Source organism: Pseudoalteromonas luteoviolacea (assembly GCF_001750165.1).
Taxonomy (GTDB): domain Bacteria; phylum Pseudomonadota; class Gammaproteobacteria; order Enterobacterales; family Alteromonadaceae; genus Pseudoalteromonas; species Pseudoalteromonas luteoviolacea_G.
The window spans coordinates 3,204,079-3,218,489 of sequence record NZ_CP015411.1 but is presented as its reverse complement, the minus strand read 5'-3'; the positions used below and the strand labels follow the sequence as shown (position 1 = coordinate 3,218,489).

Annotated in this window: 14 protein-coding genes; 8 read left to right on the top strand and 6 right to left on the bottom strand. The window is 41.2% G+C overall.

From position 1 onward, the window contains the following. Window positions 1-51: 51 nt before the first annotated feature. Complete coding sequence (katG, locus tag S4054249_RS13645) at window positions 52-2,265, bottom strand: catalase/peroxidase HPI (protein WP_046356094.1); 2,214 nt, start codon at window positions 2,263-2,265, stop codon at window positions 52-54. Window positions 2,266-2,562: 297 nt separating this feature from the next. Between katG and S4054249_RS13640 the strand changes: the two genes are divergently transcribed. Next, a complete protein-coding gene (locus S4054249_RS13640) occupies window positions 2,563-3,483 on the top strand; it encodes a hydrogen peroxide-inducible genes activator (RefSeq protein ID WP_046356095.1) in 921 nt (306 codons plus the stop codon). Here S4054249_RS13640 and S4054249_RS13635 read toward each other — a convergent pair. Continuing rightward, on the bottom strand, window positions 3,480-4,358 hold the full coding sequence (locus tag S4054249_RS13635) for a LysR family transcriptional regulator (protein WP_046356096.1): 879 nt from the start codon (window positions 4,356-4,358) through the stop codon (window positions 3,480-3,482). The two genes, S4054249_RS13640 and S4054249_RS13635, sit on opposite strands and share 4 nt — an antisense overlap. 102 nt (window positions 4,359-4,460) lie before the next feature. Between S4054249_RS13635 and S4054249_RS13630 the strand changes: the two genes are divergently transcribed. From S4054249_RS13630 to S4054249_RS13610, 5 genes are all read left to right on the top strand, one after another. Beyond that, on the top strand, window positions 4,461-4,745 hold the full coding sequence (locus S4054249_RS13630) for a putative quinol monooxygenase (RefSeq protein ID WP_046356120.1): 285 nt from the start codon (window positions 4,461-4,463) through the stop codon (window positions 4,743-4,745). A 147-nt stretch (window positions 4,746-4,892) separates the two neighbouring features. After that, complete coding sequence (locus S4054249_RS13625; RefSeq protein ID WP_046356097.1) at window positions 4,893-5,612, top strand: DUF4397 domain-containing protein; 720 nt, start codon at window positions 4,893-4,895, stop codon at window positions 5,610-5,612. A 242-nt stretch (window positions 5,613-5,854) separates the two neighbouring features. Then, the gene (locus tag S4054249_RS13620) at window positions 5,855-6,274 is read left to right on the top strand and encodes a DoxX family protein (RefSeq protein ID WP_046356098.1); all 420 of its coding nucleotides are present in this window, start codon (window positions 5,855-5,857) and stop codon (window positions 6,272-6,274) included. A gap of 87 nt (window positions 6,275-6,361) precedes the next feature. Beyond that, window positions 6,362-7,333 (top strand): glutathione S-transferase family protein, encoded by a 972-nt coding sequence (locus tag S4054249_RS13615; RefSeq protein WP_046356099.1) that lies wholly within the window; start codon window positions 6,362-6,364, stop codon window positions 7,331-7,333. A gap of 300 nt (window positions 7,334-7,633) precedes the next feature. Next, a complete protein-coding gene (locus S4054249_RS13610; RefSeq protein WP_046356100.1) occupies window positions 7,634-8,914 on the top strand; it encodes a hypothetical protein in 1,281 nt (426 codons plus the stop codon). A 229-nt stretch (window positions 8,915-9,143) separates the two neighbouring features. On the opposite strand, the gene S4054249_RS13605 is transcribed toward S4054249_RS13610, so the two are convergent. Continuing rightward, window positions 9,144-10,307, bottom strand: coding sequence for a DUF819 domain-containing protein (locus tag S4054249_RS13605; RefSeq protein WP_046356101.1), 1,164 nt, complete (start codon window positions 10,305-10,307; stop codon window positions 9,144-9,146). Between the two features lie 249 nt (window positions 10,308-10,556). Here S4054249_RS13605 and S4054249_RS13600 point away from each other — a divergent pair, with 249 nt between their 5' ends. Continuing rightward, window positions 10,557-11,012, top strand: a complete 456-nt coding sequence (locus S4054249_RS13600) for a helix-turn-helix domain-containing protein (protein WP_046356102.1) — start codon at window positions 10,557-10,559, stop codon at window positions 11,010-11,012. A 473-nt stretch (window positions 11,013-11,485) separates the two neighbouring features. Here the strand turns inward: S4054249_RS13600 and S4054249_RS13595 are convergent, their stop codons facing one another. Genes S4054249_RS13595 through S4054249_RS13585 form a run of 3 tightly spaced genes read right to left on the bottom strand, consistent with a single transcriptional unit; the run spans window position 11,486 to window position 13,788 of the window. Then, the gene (locus S4054249_RS13595) at window positions 11,486-11,974 is read right to left on the bottom strand and encodes a dual specificity protein phosphatase family protein (RefSeq protein WP_046356103.1); all 489 of its coding nucleotides are present in this window, start codon (window positions 11,972-11,974) and stop codon (window positions 11,486-11,488) included. After that, window positions 11,955-13,016: an ACR3 family arsenite efflux transporter gene (gene arsB / locus S4054249_RS13590; protein WP_046356104.1), complete on the bottom strand. Its 1,062-nt coding sequence runs from the start codon at window positions 13,014-13,016 to the stop codon at window positions 11,955-11,957. The genes S4054249_RS13595 and arsB overlap by 20 nt, the downstream gene beginning before the upstream one ends. A 10-nt stretch (window positions 13,017-13,026) precedes the next feature. Continuing rightward, window positions 13,027-13,788: a metalloregulator ArsR/SmtB family transcription factor gene (locus S4054249_RS13585; RefSeq protein ID WP_046356105.1), complete on the bottom strand. Its 762-nt coding sequence runs from the start codon at window positions 13,786-13,788 to the stop codon at window positions 13,027-13,029. A gap of 264 nt (window positions 13,789-14,052) precedes the next feature. On the opposite strand from S4054249_RS13585, the gene S4054249_RS13580 reads away from it, so the two are divergent. Then, entirely contained in the window at window positions 14,053-14,376 is a 324-nt protein-coding gene (locus S4054249_RS13580; protein ID WP_046356106.1) for a hypothetical protein, read from the top strand. Window positions 14,377-14,411 lie beyond the last annotated feature (35 nt).

Sequence of the window (14,411 nt, the reverse complement as noted above, 5' to 3'; positions counted from 1 at the left end):
GTGATGACATTCGGATTTGAGAAAGCCGCGATTAAACGCGGCTTTTGTTTTTTACATCAAGTCAAAGCGATCTAAGCGCATGACTTTCACCCAAACTTTGATAAAGTCATCGGCAAACTTTTGCTTGGCATCATCAGATGCATACACTTCTGCTATGGCTCTGAGCTCTGAGTTTGAGCCAAAAATGAGGTCAACCGCGCTTGCTTTCCACTGTTGCTGTCCTGTCTTTCGGTCATAGCCCAAGTACATACCCGGTTGTGTGTCTGACTTTTTCCATTGGGTGCGCATGTCAAGCAAGTTAACAAAAAAGGCATTGTCTAAGCTGCCTGGAGTATGTGTCAGCACGCCAGTGTGTGAGTTATCTGTATTTGTTTCCAGCACACGCATACCGCCCAGTAACACCGTCATTTCTGGGACGGATAGTCCGAGCATATTGGCTTTGTCTATCAGCATTTTGGTCGGCGACATAAAGGCTGAATCATGGTAATAATTTCTAAACGCATCGGCTTTAGGTTCTAAAAAGCTAAATGATTTAACGTCTGTTTGTGCCTGAGATGCATCGGTGCGTCCTGGGCTAAATGGCACTGTTTTTGGCATATTTGCATTTCTAAATGCGGCTTCAATACCGGTTTTACCAGCGAGCACAATGACATCAGACAGTGATACTTGGCGCTTTGAGCGTTTGTTAAATTGCGTTTTAACTTGCTCAAGTTTTGCGAGTACTTGTTTGAGCTGGCGCGGATTATTTACCGCCCAGTTATTTTGTGGCGCGAGTCGGATCCGCGCGCCATTCGCGCCGCCTCGCATATCTGTAACACGGTGACTGGATGCGGCTGCCCATGCAGTTTCAATTAAATCAGCGTTACTGAGACCTGTGCGCTTGATAGCAATTTGTAGTGTCTTGATGTCACTTTGCGTGATTTTTTTACCGCTATGTTCAGGAATGGGGTCTTGCCATGTCAGTACTTCGCTGGGCACTTCATTGCCAAGGTAGCGGGCTCTAGGGCCCATGTCTCTGTGCGTGAGCTTAAACCAAGCTTTGGCAAATGCCAGTTCGTACTCTCTGGGGTCTGCACGGAATCGTTCTACAATTTTACGAAACGCAGGATCTTCTTTGAGTGCAAGATCAGTGGTAAACATAATCGGTGCACTGCGTTTACCTTTGATATGTGCATCAGGTACTAAATTGGCGGCAGCTGGATTATCTGGGATCCATTGTATTGCGCCTGCTGGGCTTTTGGTTTGCACCCAATTAAAATTCATGAGGTTATCTAAGTAGTTTGTAGACCAACGAGTTGGTGTGACTGTCCATGCACCTTCTAAGCCACTGGTACTGGTATCTGCGCCTTTGCCAGTGCCGCATTTGTTTTTCCAGCCAAATCCCTGTTGCTCAGTTGGCGCAGCGGCAGGCTCCTTACCAATACAATTACTAGGTTTTTTCGCACCATGGGCTTTTCCGAAGGTGTGGCCACCTGCGATGAGCGCAACGATTTCTTCGTCATTCATAGCCATACGACCAAACGAAAGGCGAATGTCGTCGGCTGCCAATAAGGGATCTGGCTTGCCATGTGGACCTTCTGGATTGACATAGATAAGGCCCATTTCAACCGCCGCCAATGGGCCTTTGAGTTTGCCTTTTTTATCGCGTCGCTTATCAGCTAAAAATGTGGTTTCTGGGCCCCAGTAGACGAGATCAGGTTCCCAGTCATCACTTCTACCACCGGCAAAGCCGAAAGTTTTAAAGCCCATAGATTCTAATGACACATTGCCAGCCAATACCATCAAGTCAGCCCAAGATAGCTGCTTGCCATATTTTTGCTTAACAGGCCACAATAAGCGCCTGGCTTTATCTAAATTGGCATTATCAGGCCAACTGTTGAGCGGGTTGAAGCGCTGTTGACCGCCAGCAGCACCGCCTCTACCGTCGTGAACGCGGTAAACACCTGCGCTGTGCCATGCCATACGTATCATTAATGGCCCGTAGTGTCCCCAATCTGCCGGCCACCAGTCTTGAGAGTCCGTGAGGGTCTTTTCAATGTCGGCTTTAACTTGTGCTAAATCGAGTTTTACAAACTCGGCTCTGTAGTCAAAGTCTTTACCATAGGGGTTTGAATTTATGTCATGTTGCCTAAGCGGGCTGAGATCTAATTGCTCTGGCCACCAGAACTGGTTGGTTTTAATTTGGGTTGCACTGGGCGCTGCAATCGCTGCACTAGACAGTGCCATTGCAATGCACGAGGCTAACGTCATCAGTTGAGTACGCATAATTTACTCCAATAGGGTTACATTAATCAGCTCAATGCTGTCTGAGTGGTGACCTTTTAGAGCCTAAATAGACGGGTGTTAAATGAAAAATTGAATAATTTAATGATAATTATCAGTTTTTTAGAATGTATAAAAAAAGCACATCAAAAAATATGTATAACACTGAATTTATTAGCTTTATTTATGGTGAAATCAAGTTTATGGCAAAAGGTGGTTTAAATATGAACAGTTGTGTGGGTGCACTTAACACGTAATTGATTAAAATAGAAAAAACAATCTATAAAAAAGAACGTTTGAATGGTCTCTATAAAGCAAATTATCTATGCACTTGCGGTAGAAAAAACGCTGCACTTCAAAAAAGCGGCGGATGCCTGCCATGTCTCTCAATCGACTTTAAGTACGGCGATACATGAACTTGAAAAACAATTGGGTACGGTGATTTTCGAGCGCAACAACAAACATGTATTTGTGACTGAACAAGGCAAGGTGTTACTGGATAAGGCGCGCAAAATTAAGCTGGAAGTAGATGAGTTTATGATGCTTTCACAAGTTGATAAGTCACCGCTTTGCAGACCAATGAAAATTGGCGTGATCCCGACAATTGGCCCATATTTACTGCCCAAGGTTTTGCCGGATGTACGTCAGCAATACCCTGATTTTAAGTTAAAAATTATAGAAGAGCAGTCTCATGTTTTAACCGATATGCTGCGTCAAGGCGAATTAGATGCCGCCATTTTAGCTTTGCCTTATCAAATTGATGGGCTGATGGCGTTTAACTTCTGGCAAGAAGACTTTTACTGGGTTAGTCATAAAGATGAAAGCGGGGCAGGGCTGCAAGAGATCACCAGTGACCAATTTGATATTGCCAAACTTATGTTGCTTAAAGATGGGCACTGCTTAAAAGAGCATGCCTTGAATGCATGTAACTTGCCACAAGAGCAAAAAGACACAACCTTTGACAGTACAAGCTTACACACGCTGATTCAGATGGTTGCTGGAAAAATGGGCACCACCTTAGTGCCGCAAATGGCGCTTGATCAACTGATAAAAGGTGAGTCTGAACTGGTGGCTTTACACCTTAATGAACCGGGCCCGCACCGCACAATAGCATTGGTTGTAAGACCGAATTACGTGCGTACTAACGACATTACCTTGTTGCAAAAGTTGTTTGAGCAGGCGCTCAACAAGCATTGCGCTATGAGCTATTGTAGTATTTAACTGGCCCAAGGTTGTTGCGCTATAAACTGCTTTAGCATATCTGCAAACGCAGTTACTTTCGGTGACGGATACTTGCGAGAGGTTGTCACCAAATATACTGGTCGTGCAACACCTGACCATTGTGGCAGCACTGTTTTTAGGGTGCCACTTTGCAAACAGCTTGATGCTTCGCTCAGTGGCAGTAATGCGATGCATCGGCCACTTTTCACCATGGCTTTGAGTAGTGCTATGTCGTTGCAAAAATGTGTTGGCGTGACAGTAACCTTATAGTCTCCTTGCGATGGGTGGGAGAGTGTAAGGTTGTTGATCTGCTGCGAAATGGCAAAGGTGTGGTCAGATAATCCAGTCACACACATTATATCTGGGTATTCAGGTGCAGCCACCAGTTTACTCTCGATGGTGCCAAGGCGTTTTTGCACTAAACTTGAACTTGGTAAATGGCCTACGCGAATAGCGCAATCAGCGCCTTGCTCAGCGATATCTTGGATGTGATTACTGGTCTGGATATCGAGTTGTAGTTTAGGGTAAGTGCGCATGAACTCAGGCCAAAAATCGGCTAATGCGGTCGCTGCCAAGTTACTCGGTGCCAATACTTTTATTCGCCCACTGATCAACTGAGATTGTGACTTGAACTCTTTGAGCTGAGTCTGAATAGTCTGTAAATCTGCTGCATATTGCCGATATAACTGTTCTCCGGCTTGTGTGACATGAATGCCCCTAGCATGTCTGTTGAGCAGCGGTTGTCCAATTTTGTCCTCGAGTGCGCAAAGCCTCCGAGATACGGTCGCTACAGTGCTATTTAATTGCTTTGCAGCACGACTTAAGCTGCCACAATCGACAATGATAGAGAAAAGGTAAAGGTCATCTAATAGCATTACATATATGTAAACTTAGTTCTAATTTGTTTGTATAGTTTACGTATATGATCATGGTTAGGATAGAGGGGAATGATTGATCTTATAAAAAAAGGACATCCTATGAGCTATAACATTGTTGCTCGAATAATGGCAAACCACGGCAATATTTCAGAAATTACTGCTGAGCTTAATATTTTGAGAGCGCATACAGTCAATGAACCCGGTTGTATATATTTTGAAATCTATCATGCGCATGACGAACCAGGTGTGTTTTATTTGTGGGAAGCGTGGCACTGCGAAGCGGATTTAAAGCGTCACTATGATGCGCCTCATACCCAAGCCTACTTTGCTAAACAGCATACGCGTATTCTTTCTTGTCAGCCTATCAGCAATCTCAATGCTTAAATTATTTCGTTTTTAAGGGTTATCGTTACGCTTAGATGCTATCTGTAACCCTCTGCTACAACAAAGTATTGAAAAGTAACATTCAATAACAACTCGCTTGGGCCATGGGCAATATACTTCTCACAACGCTAATGGGAGGAGAGTATCGTGAAATTAATAACTGGTTTAGTTCTATCTGTTGCTGTGACTGTTTTAGCTGGGTGTAATGATGATGACACCTATACTGCTGATGTCAGTGCGATTAATTTGGTCAATAGTGAAATGGATGTGTATTGGGAATTTGAAAAAGGCCATGAAGAAGTATCGTTGTCTGATGAAAATGGCTTGCTGTTTGGCGCTAAGTCCGCAGAAAAGCTGCTCGTTCAAGACGACTCAGATGGCAATGTATTTTCATTTTATGCGGTAGAAGGTAACTCCAAAGAGGTGGCAATTTCGTCGACCCGTTTTAGGTTTTCCGAACATGGTGATTATGTTGTTTATAGCTACGGCCGATTAGATAATGACTCTGCACAAGCGGCGCAGTTGGACGCGGTGAAAATTGACGATGCAGAATTAGCTCAGAGTAAATATCGTGTGATTGTTATCCATACCTATGTTGCTGATATGGGCAAAGTGGATGTGTATATGGGTGATGAGAAACTGGCTGAGAATTTAGAATATGGTGACGCTACCCAGTTTATGGATTTATCAGCAGATCTAAATGAATTAATTGTCGTAAAGGCGGGGCAGGGCGCTAATACAGATACGCCCATAGCGAAGGTGACCTTGTCTCCAGAGGCGGGAGATATCCACCTAGCTTATATTACAAGCACTTCTGAAAATGAAGGTAACATTAAGTCGTTCAAAGTCGCGCCTAAGACACAGTAGTGAATGACATTAGTCCATCATTGAGATTATTCAAAAGCGGCATTATGCCGCTTTTTGTATGTTGAACAGTGATTTAAGTTGTTTATCCCTAATGAGCCAGCGCTGTTTTTAATATTTCATTCTATTTATGAGAATGAACAGCTCTATTTTTGTAAATTTTAATTCTCCAATCAGATAGTAAGCTTGTTAGCAAGTCAGGCAGAGATGCCAACAAAACAAATTTTACAGCTTTGGAGAACATCATGAATTTACTTAATATCATTTCAAATAACGCTCATCTATCGAATGCAGCAAACCTGCTAGGTCGAGTTGGTTTATCTGTCATATTTATTTTGGCGGGGATAAATAAAATTCAATATTTTGAGGGCAATGCCCAATATCTCACGTCGGGTGGCTTACCTGAGTTTTTATTACCAATGGTAATAGCATTTGAACTCATCGGCGGACTATTTATCTTAGCGGGGGCGTTAACCCAGTTAACTGCGTTGGCATTTGCAGGGTTCTGTGTGGTCAGTGCTTTAGTGTTTCATAACAACCTAGCTGATCAAATGCAGTTTTTTATGTTCTTTAAAAACATTGCCATGGCAGGCGGCTTTTTAGCTTTAGCCTCTACTGGCGCGGGTCGTTTTAGTGTCGACCATAAGCTGGCTAAATCAGCGTAAATGGTGGTGGCCCAAATCTGGGCCAAACTTTGAACTGTTGTAAAGGCAGTTGCATATAAATGTTTAAGCATAAGTTAGGAGCAAAAAATGGGTTTACTCGTTAACGGACATTGGCAAGACAAGTGGTACGATACTAAATCAAGTAATGGTGAATTTAAGCGTGAAGCTGCCCAGCTAAGACACTGGGTCACTCCTGACGGCACAGCGGGCCTAAGTGGAGAAGCTGGTTTTAAGGCAGAAAAAGGCCGATATCACTTATTTGTCTCACTCGCTTGTCCTTGGGCGCACCGCACACTGATATTTAGAAAGCTTAAAGGGTTAGAGGACTACATTGATGTATCCGTGGTGAGCCCAGATATGTTAGAGCAGGGTTGGACGTTTGATAAAGCAACCGGCAGCACAGGCGATGCATTATTTGATAGCAACTTTATGCATCAGATCTATACCAAAAATAAAGCAGATTACAGTGGTAGAGTAACGGTGCCAGTATTGTGGGACAAACAAGCTCAGCGGATCGTGAGTAATGAGTCATCTGAGATCATTCGCATGTTTAACAATGCATTTGATACGCTTACAGGCAGTGCATTAGATTTTTATCCAAGTGCTTTACAGACTCAAATCGATGACATCAATGATTTTGTTTATGACTCGATAAATAACGGGGTATATCGCACAGGTTTTGCTACCAGCCAAGATGCTTATTACCAAGCGTATGGCAAACTATTTGATGCGCTAGATAAAGTAGAAAATATTCTAAGCGAAAATAGATACTTAGTTGGCGATACATTAACAGAAGCCGACTGGCGTTTATTCACCACCTTGATAAGATTTGATGCAGTGTATGTTGGCCATTTTAAGTGTAATAAGCGCACAATTGAAAGCTACTCTAATTTATCTAATTACGTAAGAGAATTATATCAATACTCAGGCGTAGCTGAGACAGTTGATTTTTATCATATTAAACGTCATTACTACTTTAGTCATACAATGATCAATCCAACGCAAGTTGTACCCAATGGACCGGATATAGATTACACCCGCCCACATAATCGTGGCTGACAATTGAGAAAGAGCCAGAGATGGCTCTTTTGATATTGAAGAAATTATTTTTCAATTTTTTAGGTTTATATTTTTTGATTTAATAACAACGCTTTTATATTTATGACTAATTAATAAACATAGTTTTTAAGGTGCAAAAACAATTCTTTGGTGATATTTTAAACTGTATATTAGTGTGATTTTTTCAATGGTTTTATCTTAAATTAAAACCTTATTCTATTTTTAATGAAGTAATTCATAAATTGTATTTGTTTTTTAACATTAGAGATGTAAATATAAAATTTCAAAAAAGGAGATTTTATGAAATATTCAGTTGGTTTTATTATGATGTTGTCATCGGCAACAAGTTTAGCGTCAAACATTCATGTTTATGACAGTGGCTACCAGTCGAGTTATTTTTGTTTAACAAAGCAGCTATTCAATGGAGTACCCAAGTATTGCGGTGCGACAGGTACTTATACTCATAAACATATTCCTGTTGCGGTGGAGAAAAACAACAATCACTTTGAGGTGTTTTCCAATAACGAAAACGGTAATTTAGTCACCTATGTAGTGAAAAACTACAATCAAAAGATAAAAGTTCACACTGAGAGCAATTGGGATGACCCACATACCAATGCAGTGGTCGACATTGATACAAGAGGTTATGTTTATGTGCAACTGTCTTCGCGTGGGCTTGGACCAAAGTATCGAAGTGGGCACTTGTACAAGTCAACAACGCCCTATGGTACACAGTTTCAAAAGATCAAAGGGCTTCCAGATCACGGTAACTTTAATCAGTCATACCCACAATTACATTTAGATAATTCTTCGAATCGCCTTGCGGTATTCACTCGTTACGAATATGTAGGTCAAAAGGCAGTGAGAACGCTGTGGTTTGAAAGGAATGGTCATGAATATAAATTGGCTGAAGGTGGTCATTATGCGGTGAGTGATACCAATGATGATGGGGAAATTTTCATCGCTTATAACTACCATCCTAATTATGACTTAGATCGCCGCTCAAACATTCATGTGATTAAGTCGTACACGTATAGTTCAAATTGGTATAACATCAAAGGTGAAAAACTCACATTGCCGCTGGCTGAGAACGACCCTCGCACTTTGGTTTATGATTCAGAGGCAAAAGGCACTTACATTTATGTGAAAGATATTGTTGCTGAAGAGCCTGGCACAGGTGGGGGTGTGCATGTTTTATTTACCGAAAGCACGTCTTTTGATCCGACGAAAGGGTCACGTTATGTGAAAGAGTTGGACATTCAATCTGCAAATAAATTGAAATTGAGTACCATCACTCAAACTAATCATAATTACTCTGGCGCAACATACTTAACCAATCGCTTTGGTTGGACAGTACATAGTATTTTAGTCAATGGTAATAATGATCAGCCATACTTTGGCGGTGATATACAACTATATCAACGTGTTAATGGCAATTGGCAACTTAACAGTACGTATTCTGATGGCGGCAATTATTCCTACATTAGAAAAGTGCGTGGCTCAGACTACAAGGCTGTTGCTTCCAAAGGGGTGGGCGAGATTGACAACGGAAATACGCAAATACGGATTGAGGTGAAATAGCAAGTGTGTGCTTTGGAGGCGAGTGCTTACTTTCAAAGCGCACATCTCCAACGCATTCGTCTCTTTGGCTCTGAATGTTATTTATCTATGTTGGGCATGTAGTGCAGGCGGGATTACTTCTACGGTAACTGCACTGCGCTTCAGAAGACGAAAGTTGAATAATTCAGTGCTGTAAGCTCGACAAAGAGATTGCAGTGAGCATGTGTACTCACTGCAACCATATACAGGCTTACATAGCTTGTAGCAACATAGCTACCCCAATGCCTGCACCAGTACCAATGATAACGCCCATCAATGCCATCAAGATTGCAACAGGCACTAAAGTTTGGCTATAGGCTGCGGCGAGCACAGGTGAAGACGCAACTCCCCCAATATTTGCAAGCGATGCTATGCCACAGGTAAAGAGGTCTAGTTTGAAAATTTTGGCTATGGTGGTCAGGATCGCACCATGGATCAGCAGAATTACAAAACCCGCTAAAATATATGCGGGCGCTTGGGTCAGCTCTGCAAAGTCTGCATTGGCAGCAATCAGCCCGACTAAAGTATACAGTAAGACATTCGAAAGTTGTGGAGAACCTGGAAGCTTGCCAAGAGGTGTCATCGCACAGATCACCCCAACAAGGGTCACGATCATAATGCTCCAAGTCGTGCCTGTTAGTACGGCATTGTGAGGTAATAAACCTGAGACATAAATCGCCAGTGCCGAGAGGCCAAATGCACTACCTAATAACAGCATCATATCTGGAAATGTTGTTTCTTTTCTGATTTTTTCATTAGATAGGGAGAGCTTTTCTTGCAGATCGTCAAGTGTACTGGTATCGGCTTTGGTCCACGCGTTAAATTTGTGTGCAAATGGGACCAGAGCTAATAAGAACATTATCCACATTGCATAATCAATAGAGTCGATGAGCAACGTATAACCCATACCAGCATCATTGAGTCCTAAAGACTGCTGGACCGCAACCATGTTTTGTGTGCCACCAATCCAACTGCCCGCTAAGGCACCGAATGTGAGCGCTGCATTGTCATTTAAGTAAGTCTGGAATAATGCAAATGAGACGATGAATCCAAGTACAATACTCAACGTTGCCGCGAAAAATGTACCTAAAAGTTTTGGTCCGAGTTTTACAATATCTCTTAAATCAGCTCTGAGTAACATCAAAAAGATCATGGCCGGTAAAATCGCTGTTTTTACTTCTGAGCGAGCTTGTTTGACAGACTCTGTCATTTCCCAGACGCCTAATGTTGACATAACCATCGCTGAAAAATAGATAATGATCACCGCGGGAACATACTTGAAAAATGGTCCGTTTTTATATTTATCTTCATACCAAATTATCACACTTGATATAAACATTAAGAATGCAATAAACGCAAAACCGTCTTGGATCATACTTTCCTCTATTCTAATTATTATGAATTGCCAGCTATGCTAGCTGAATTCAGTAAAAAAAACGATGCAAATTCACTTCTATATGTGAATAATGTTAAATTTCTCAGTTATCAAAGTCTCTGATAATTATGCTATTTTGCTGGTGTCGTGACTAAGTCGTGTTAATGTCGGGTTAGAGTCGAGGTGTTGCCGTCACCGCAAGGAGATAATACTAATTATGCTCTCATTACAGTTTATCGAGGTAAAAATATGATTTTAAAACAGCTTAGATTAAGTCGTAGCTTATCCCAAGAGCAGCTAGCTAATATGTCGGGGTTAAATGTCCGGACTATTCAGCGGATTGAAGCTGGGGCTAATGCAAGTTTGGAGTCACAAAAATGTCTTGCCGCTGCGCTTAATGTCAGTATTGATGAATTGAATAAGGAGAGTTTTACAATGAAACAAAGTAATGAAAACTGGAAAGCATTACCACTTATTCTAAAGGTGTGGTTTACGCTTAATTTCCTAAAAATAAGGCCTCAGCGTTCGACAGCCAAACGAGTTGAATGTTTAAGTCATAGTTTTGGCTTTATGTTTTGTGTAATAGGAGTTTTAAATGAAGCGGCGCTTGTGGGAGGTTTGTTAATGTTGATGACGGGGTATTTATTTACCTTGTTAAAATGGCAAGGAGACAAATATGCAATTTGGGAATATATAGAGTCATAGTCCTATTTATGATAGACAGGTAGTGCAGGTTTTTAGTTAGTATTTAATTATAATAATAAATAGAGATTTTGGTTTTTATCTTTAAATTTTATTGGCTTTAAATTTTATCAGAACGAAGTGGCTGAATATATTTTCATGCTAAGTAATATGGGAGCAATGGGATAAAGGTTTCATCATTAAACGTTATGGGCGATAATTTAATTGCTTGAACTTAATGACGTTATTATGGGGGGATAGTTTTCTTTAAAAAAAGCGATTTTATCTTGATAGTGACGAGGCTTTCTAGAGTTGTAAATGATTTTTAGTAAGTGTATACAAAGGGCTCTCGACTGTAGTTTAAGGATGAACCTTCTAGTAATGCACTCTTTCATGTGAAATGCTAAATCAGAACACGTTTATTGAGTGTCATTAAGAAGCCAAGTAAAGCGTACATCTTACTTGGCGTTATCTTTGGGTAATGCTACAGAGGGCGATTAAAAGTTGTTGAAAAATGACACTTGCTCAGGGTGTTTGAGTGCTTTGGGTCTGATCGATTGCACTTGAGTGATGATGTCTGAATCTGTGTATCCTAGCCGTTTCATTAATAGGCCAATCACCAGTCCTGTTCTGCCAGAGCCGCCTTTACAGTGCACAGCGACAGCACCTTTACGGTTAATGATATCAATAACTTCATTAAATTGATGATTAAATGCGTCGGTGAAATCTTGATTAGGTGCGTCATCATCTGGCAGTGGAAATTGAAACCAAGTGACGCCTTGCTCTTTACATTCTAACGCGAGATTTTGTGCATTATTCTTTTGTAGCTCGCTGTCATACATTAAGGTAATGATGGCCTCTGCGCCTGCGTGTTTCAGTTGGCCGACCGACGCTTTTAAAGTAGCATCTTTTGTGCCTGGACACGGAGTAAATATAAATTCTCCGCCATTTTCCAGTGTTAGTTTATCAAATGGGTGAGTTTGCATAATTGCCTCTTAGAGTGTTTTGTGGATTAAACCAATGTTTGGTTTTATTAACGATTGCGACCAAAGACAACATAACAGGCACTTCAACCAGTACACCCACCACAGTGGCAAGCGCGGCACCTGAATGTAATCCAAATAATGAAATTGCAACAGCGACGGCCAATTCAAAAAAGTTTGAAGTGCCGATGAGGCAAGCAGGCGCAGCGATGTTGTGCTTAAGTTTAAGTTTGAGTGCTGCGAAATAAGCGATAAAAAATATGCCATAGGTTTGCAAAATAAGTGGAATCGCTATCAAGATAATGTTCATTGGTTGGGCGATGATAGTATTGGCCTGGAAACCAAATAGAAGTACGACCGTAGCCAACAAACCAATCACCGAAAAAGGTTTCAGCTTGGCGAGCAAAGTGTTAATGGCGGTCTCATCTTTTCCTGATGCATTGATCTTTTTTCGAGTGATAATGCCTGCTAGTAGTGGCAGTAAAACATACAGTAAAACGGAAATAAAGAGCGTATTCCACGGCACATGGATATCAGATACACCGAGTAATAAGCCTGCTATGGGCGCAAAGGCGAAGATCATAATGACGTCGTTAACGGACACTTGTACTAATGTATAGTTGGCATCTCCTTTTGTGAGCTGGGACCATACAAAAACCATCGCAGTACATGGTGCAACACCCAGTAGAATCATACCTGCGATATACTCTTGTGCCGTTTCTGGACTAACATAATTGGCAAAAAGACCTTCGAAAAATAACCAGCCTAACGCTGCCATGGTAAATGGCTTCACTAGCCAATTGATCACAACGGTAAGGATCAATCCTTGCGGATTTTTACGGACTTCTTTGATGGTTGAGAAGTCAATTTGAAGCATCATGGGGTAAATCATGATCCAGATAAAGACGGCGATGACCAAGTTAACATTGGCATAAGTCATGGTAGCGATTAGTTCGAATAGAGGGGGGGAAGTCATTCCTAGCCCAACCCCAAACACAATACTGGCAGCAACCCAAATAGACAGGTAACGTTCAAATATACCCACAGATAACCCCTTAGTTACATAAATTTGCAAAGCGAGTGGGGCGCTCTCCCATAGTGCTTAATCTACTGAGTTCTTGTTCTATGAAGCTGGGTTCATTGATCACGGTCGATGTAATGATGTGTTTCATCCATTCGGGCAAAGTAGGGTTAAGAGAATAGAAAACCCATTGATGGTATTTTCTATCTGATAAGATCCCTATTTTACGGAGCTGTGCGAGATGTCGTGATACTTTAGGTTGGCTGGGCTCGTCAAGTGCTGTCATTAGTTCGCATACACAAGCTTCTTTTTCAACGGCAATGATAAGCAAGGTTTTTAAGCGAGTGTCATCAGCGAGTGCTTTATAAAATGCCGTAGGCTGTATAGTTGCGGGTTTTTGTGTTGCATTTTCAATTAGTAAAGATTGGATTTTCTCGTTGATTTCTTGCAACGTTTTTTCAAATGGGTTTTCACACTGGCGAGATTTGGGTTCAGCAATATCCCAGGCAAAGCAGTTAATGCCATTGACGCGGCCGTCACATTCTTTGGTCGCGCTTGCGCATAGAGTTATCACATAATCGAAGTGCATGTTTGCGAATTCATCTACATGTTTTGATGCTAAGCCCTGGTTATTCAGTCCAAAATGCTCGATAGCTGCGAGAGTACGAGGGTCAGCGCAACTGGGGTTTGTACCTGCACTGTAAACATCGTATTGATCTTTGCCATGATGCTTTAGTAATACTTCAGCCATCAGAGAGCGAGCTGAGTTCTCAGTGCATAAAAATAGCACTTTCATATCATTGCCTATTATGGGGTTGTATATAATAACTTTGTTATATACTAACTTCGTTATGTAACGGTCGCAAGGTCTTTGAATTAGAATTTATAGCAATCAATTGAAGTGTTAGATGACAATGTTGTGACTACTTTTTTTAGCAAGCCATTACCACGTTATTGAGAATTTTTCGAGAAGAGAATAGGGTTGTTTTATTTTTTTACTTTATTTACTTATTTATTTTACTGATAATATTAGTGTTCAATAAATTTTTAAGGAGCGTTAATGTTCAAAGTAATTGCTTTTTTAATGCTCACATTTCCATTTTTCTCTAATGCCACTGTCAGTTTAACTGGTAAAGTTAAATCTTATACAATAGAAGGTGGGATTGTAAAGTTTGCTATTTGTGCCAATGGAGACACTGTCTGCCGCGGTTTTTGGTTTAAACCAGAAGGCGATTATGCTGCTGCAATGCTGTCTATAATGTTAACTGCGAAAGCAACGGGTGATCAAATTTACGCTCAGGGTCGCCCAGTTGCCGATAATCCAGCAGGTTGGCAATATGGTTCTAATGGTCAGGTGACGAGCATAATAGTAAAATCTAATTAATTTAAGATTTTTATAAAATAAAAGGGGCTGGATTT

What these genes read in the sequence shown, in the direction of transcription:
- katG (WP_046356094.1), bottom strand. Translation starts at nt 2,265, where the DNA reads ATGCGTACTCAACTGATGACGTTAGCCTCGTGCATTGCAATGGCACTG.
- S4054249_RS13640 (WP_046356095.1), top strand. Translation starts at nt 2,563, where the DNA reads ATGGTCTCTATAAAGCAAATTATCTATGCACTTGCGGTAGAAAAAACG.
- S4054249_RS13635 (WP_046356096.1), bottom strand. Translation starts at nt 4,358, where the DNA reads ATGCTATTAGATGACCTTTACCTTTTCTCTATCATTGTCGATTGTGGC.
- S4054249_RS13630 (WP_046356120.1), top strand. Translation starts at nt 4,461, where the DNA reads ATGAGCTATAACATTGTTGCTCGAATAATGGCAAACCACGGCAATATT.
- S4054249_RS13620 (WP_046356098.1), top strand. Translation starts at nt 5,855, where the DNA reads ATGAATTTACTTAATATCATTTCAAATAACGCTCATCTATCGAATGCA.
- S4054249_RS13615 (WP_046356099.1), top strand. Translation starts at nt 6,362, where the DNA reads ATGGGTTTACTCGTTAACGGACATTGGCAAGACAAGTGGTACGATACT.
- S4054249_RS13610 (WP_046356100.1), top strand. Translation starts at nt 7,634, where the DNA reads ATGAAATATTCAGTTGGTTTTATTATGATGTTGTCATCGGCAACAAGT.
- S4054249_RS13605 (WP_046356101.1), bottom strand. Translation starts at nt 10,307, where the DNA reads ATGATCCAAGACGGTTTTGCGTTTATTGCATTCTTAATGTTTATATCA.
- S4054249_RS13600 (WP_046356102.1), top strand. Translation starts at nt 10,557, where the DNA reads ATGATTTTAAAACAGCTTAGATTAAGTCGTAGCTTATCCCAAGAGCAG.
- S4054249_RS13595 (WP_046356103.1), bottom strand. Translation starts at nt 11,974, where the DNA reads ATGCAAACTCACCCATTTGATAAACTAACACTGGAAAATGGCGGAGAA.
- S4054249_RS13585 (WP_046356105.1), bottom strand. Translation starts at nt 13,788, where the DNA reads ATGAAAGTGCTATTTTTATGCACTGAGAACTCAGCTCGCTCTCTGATG.
- S4054249_RS13580 (WP_046356106.1), top strand. Translation starts at nt 14,053, where the DNA reads ATGTTCAAAGTAATTGCTTTTTTAATGCTCACATTTCCATTTTTCTCT.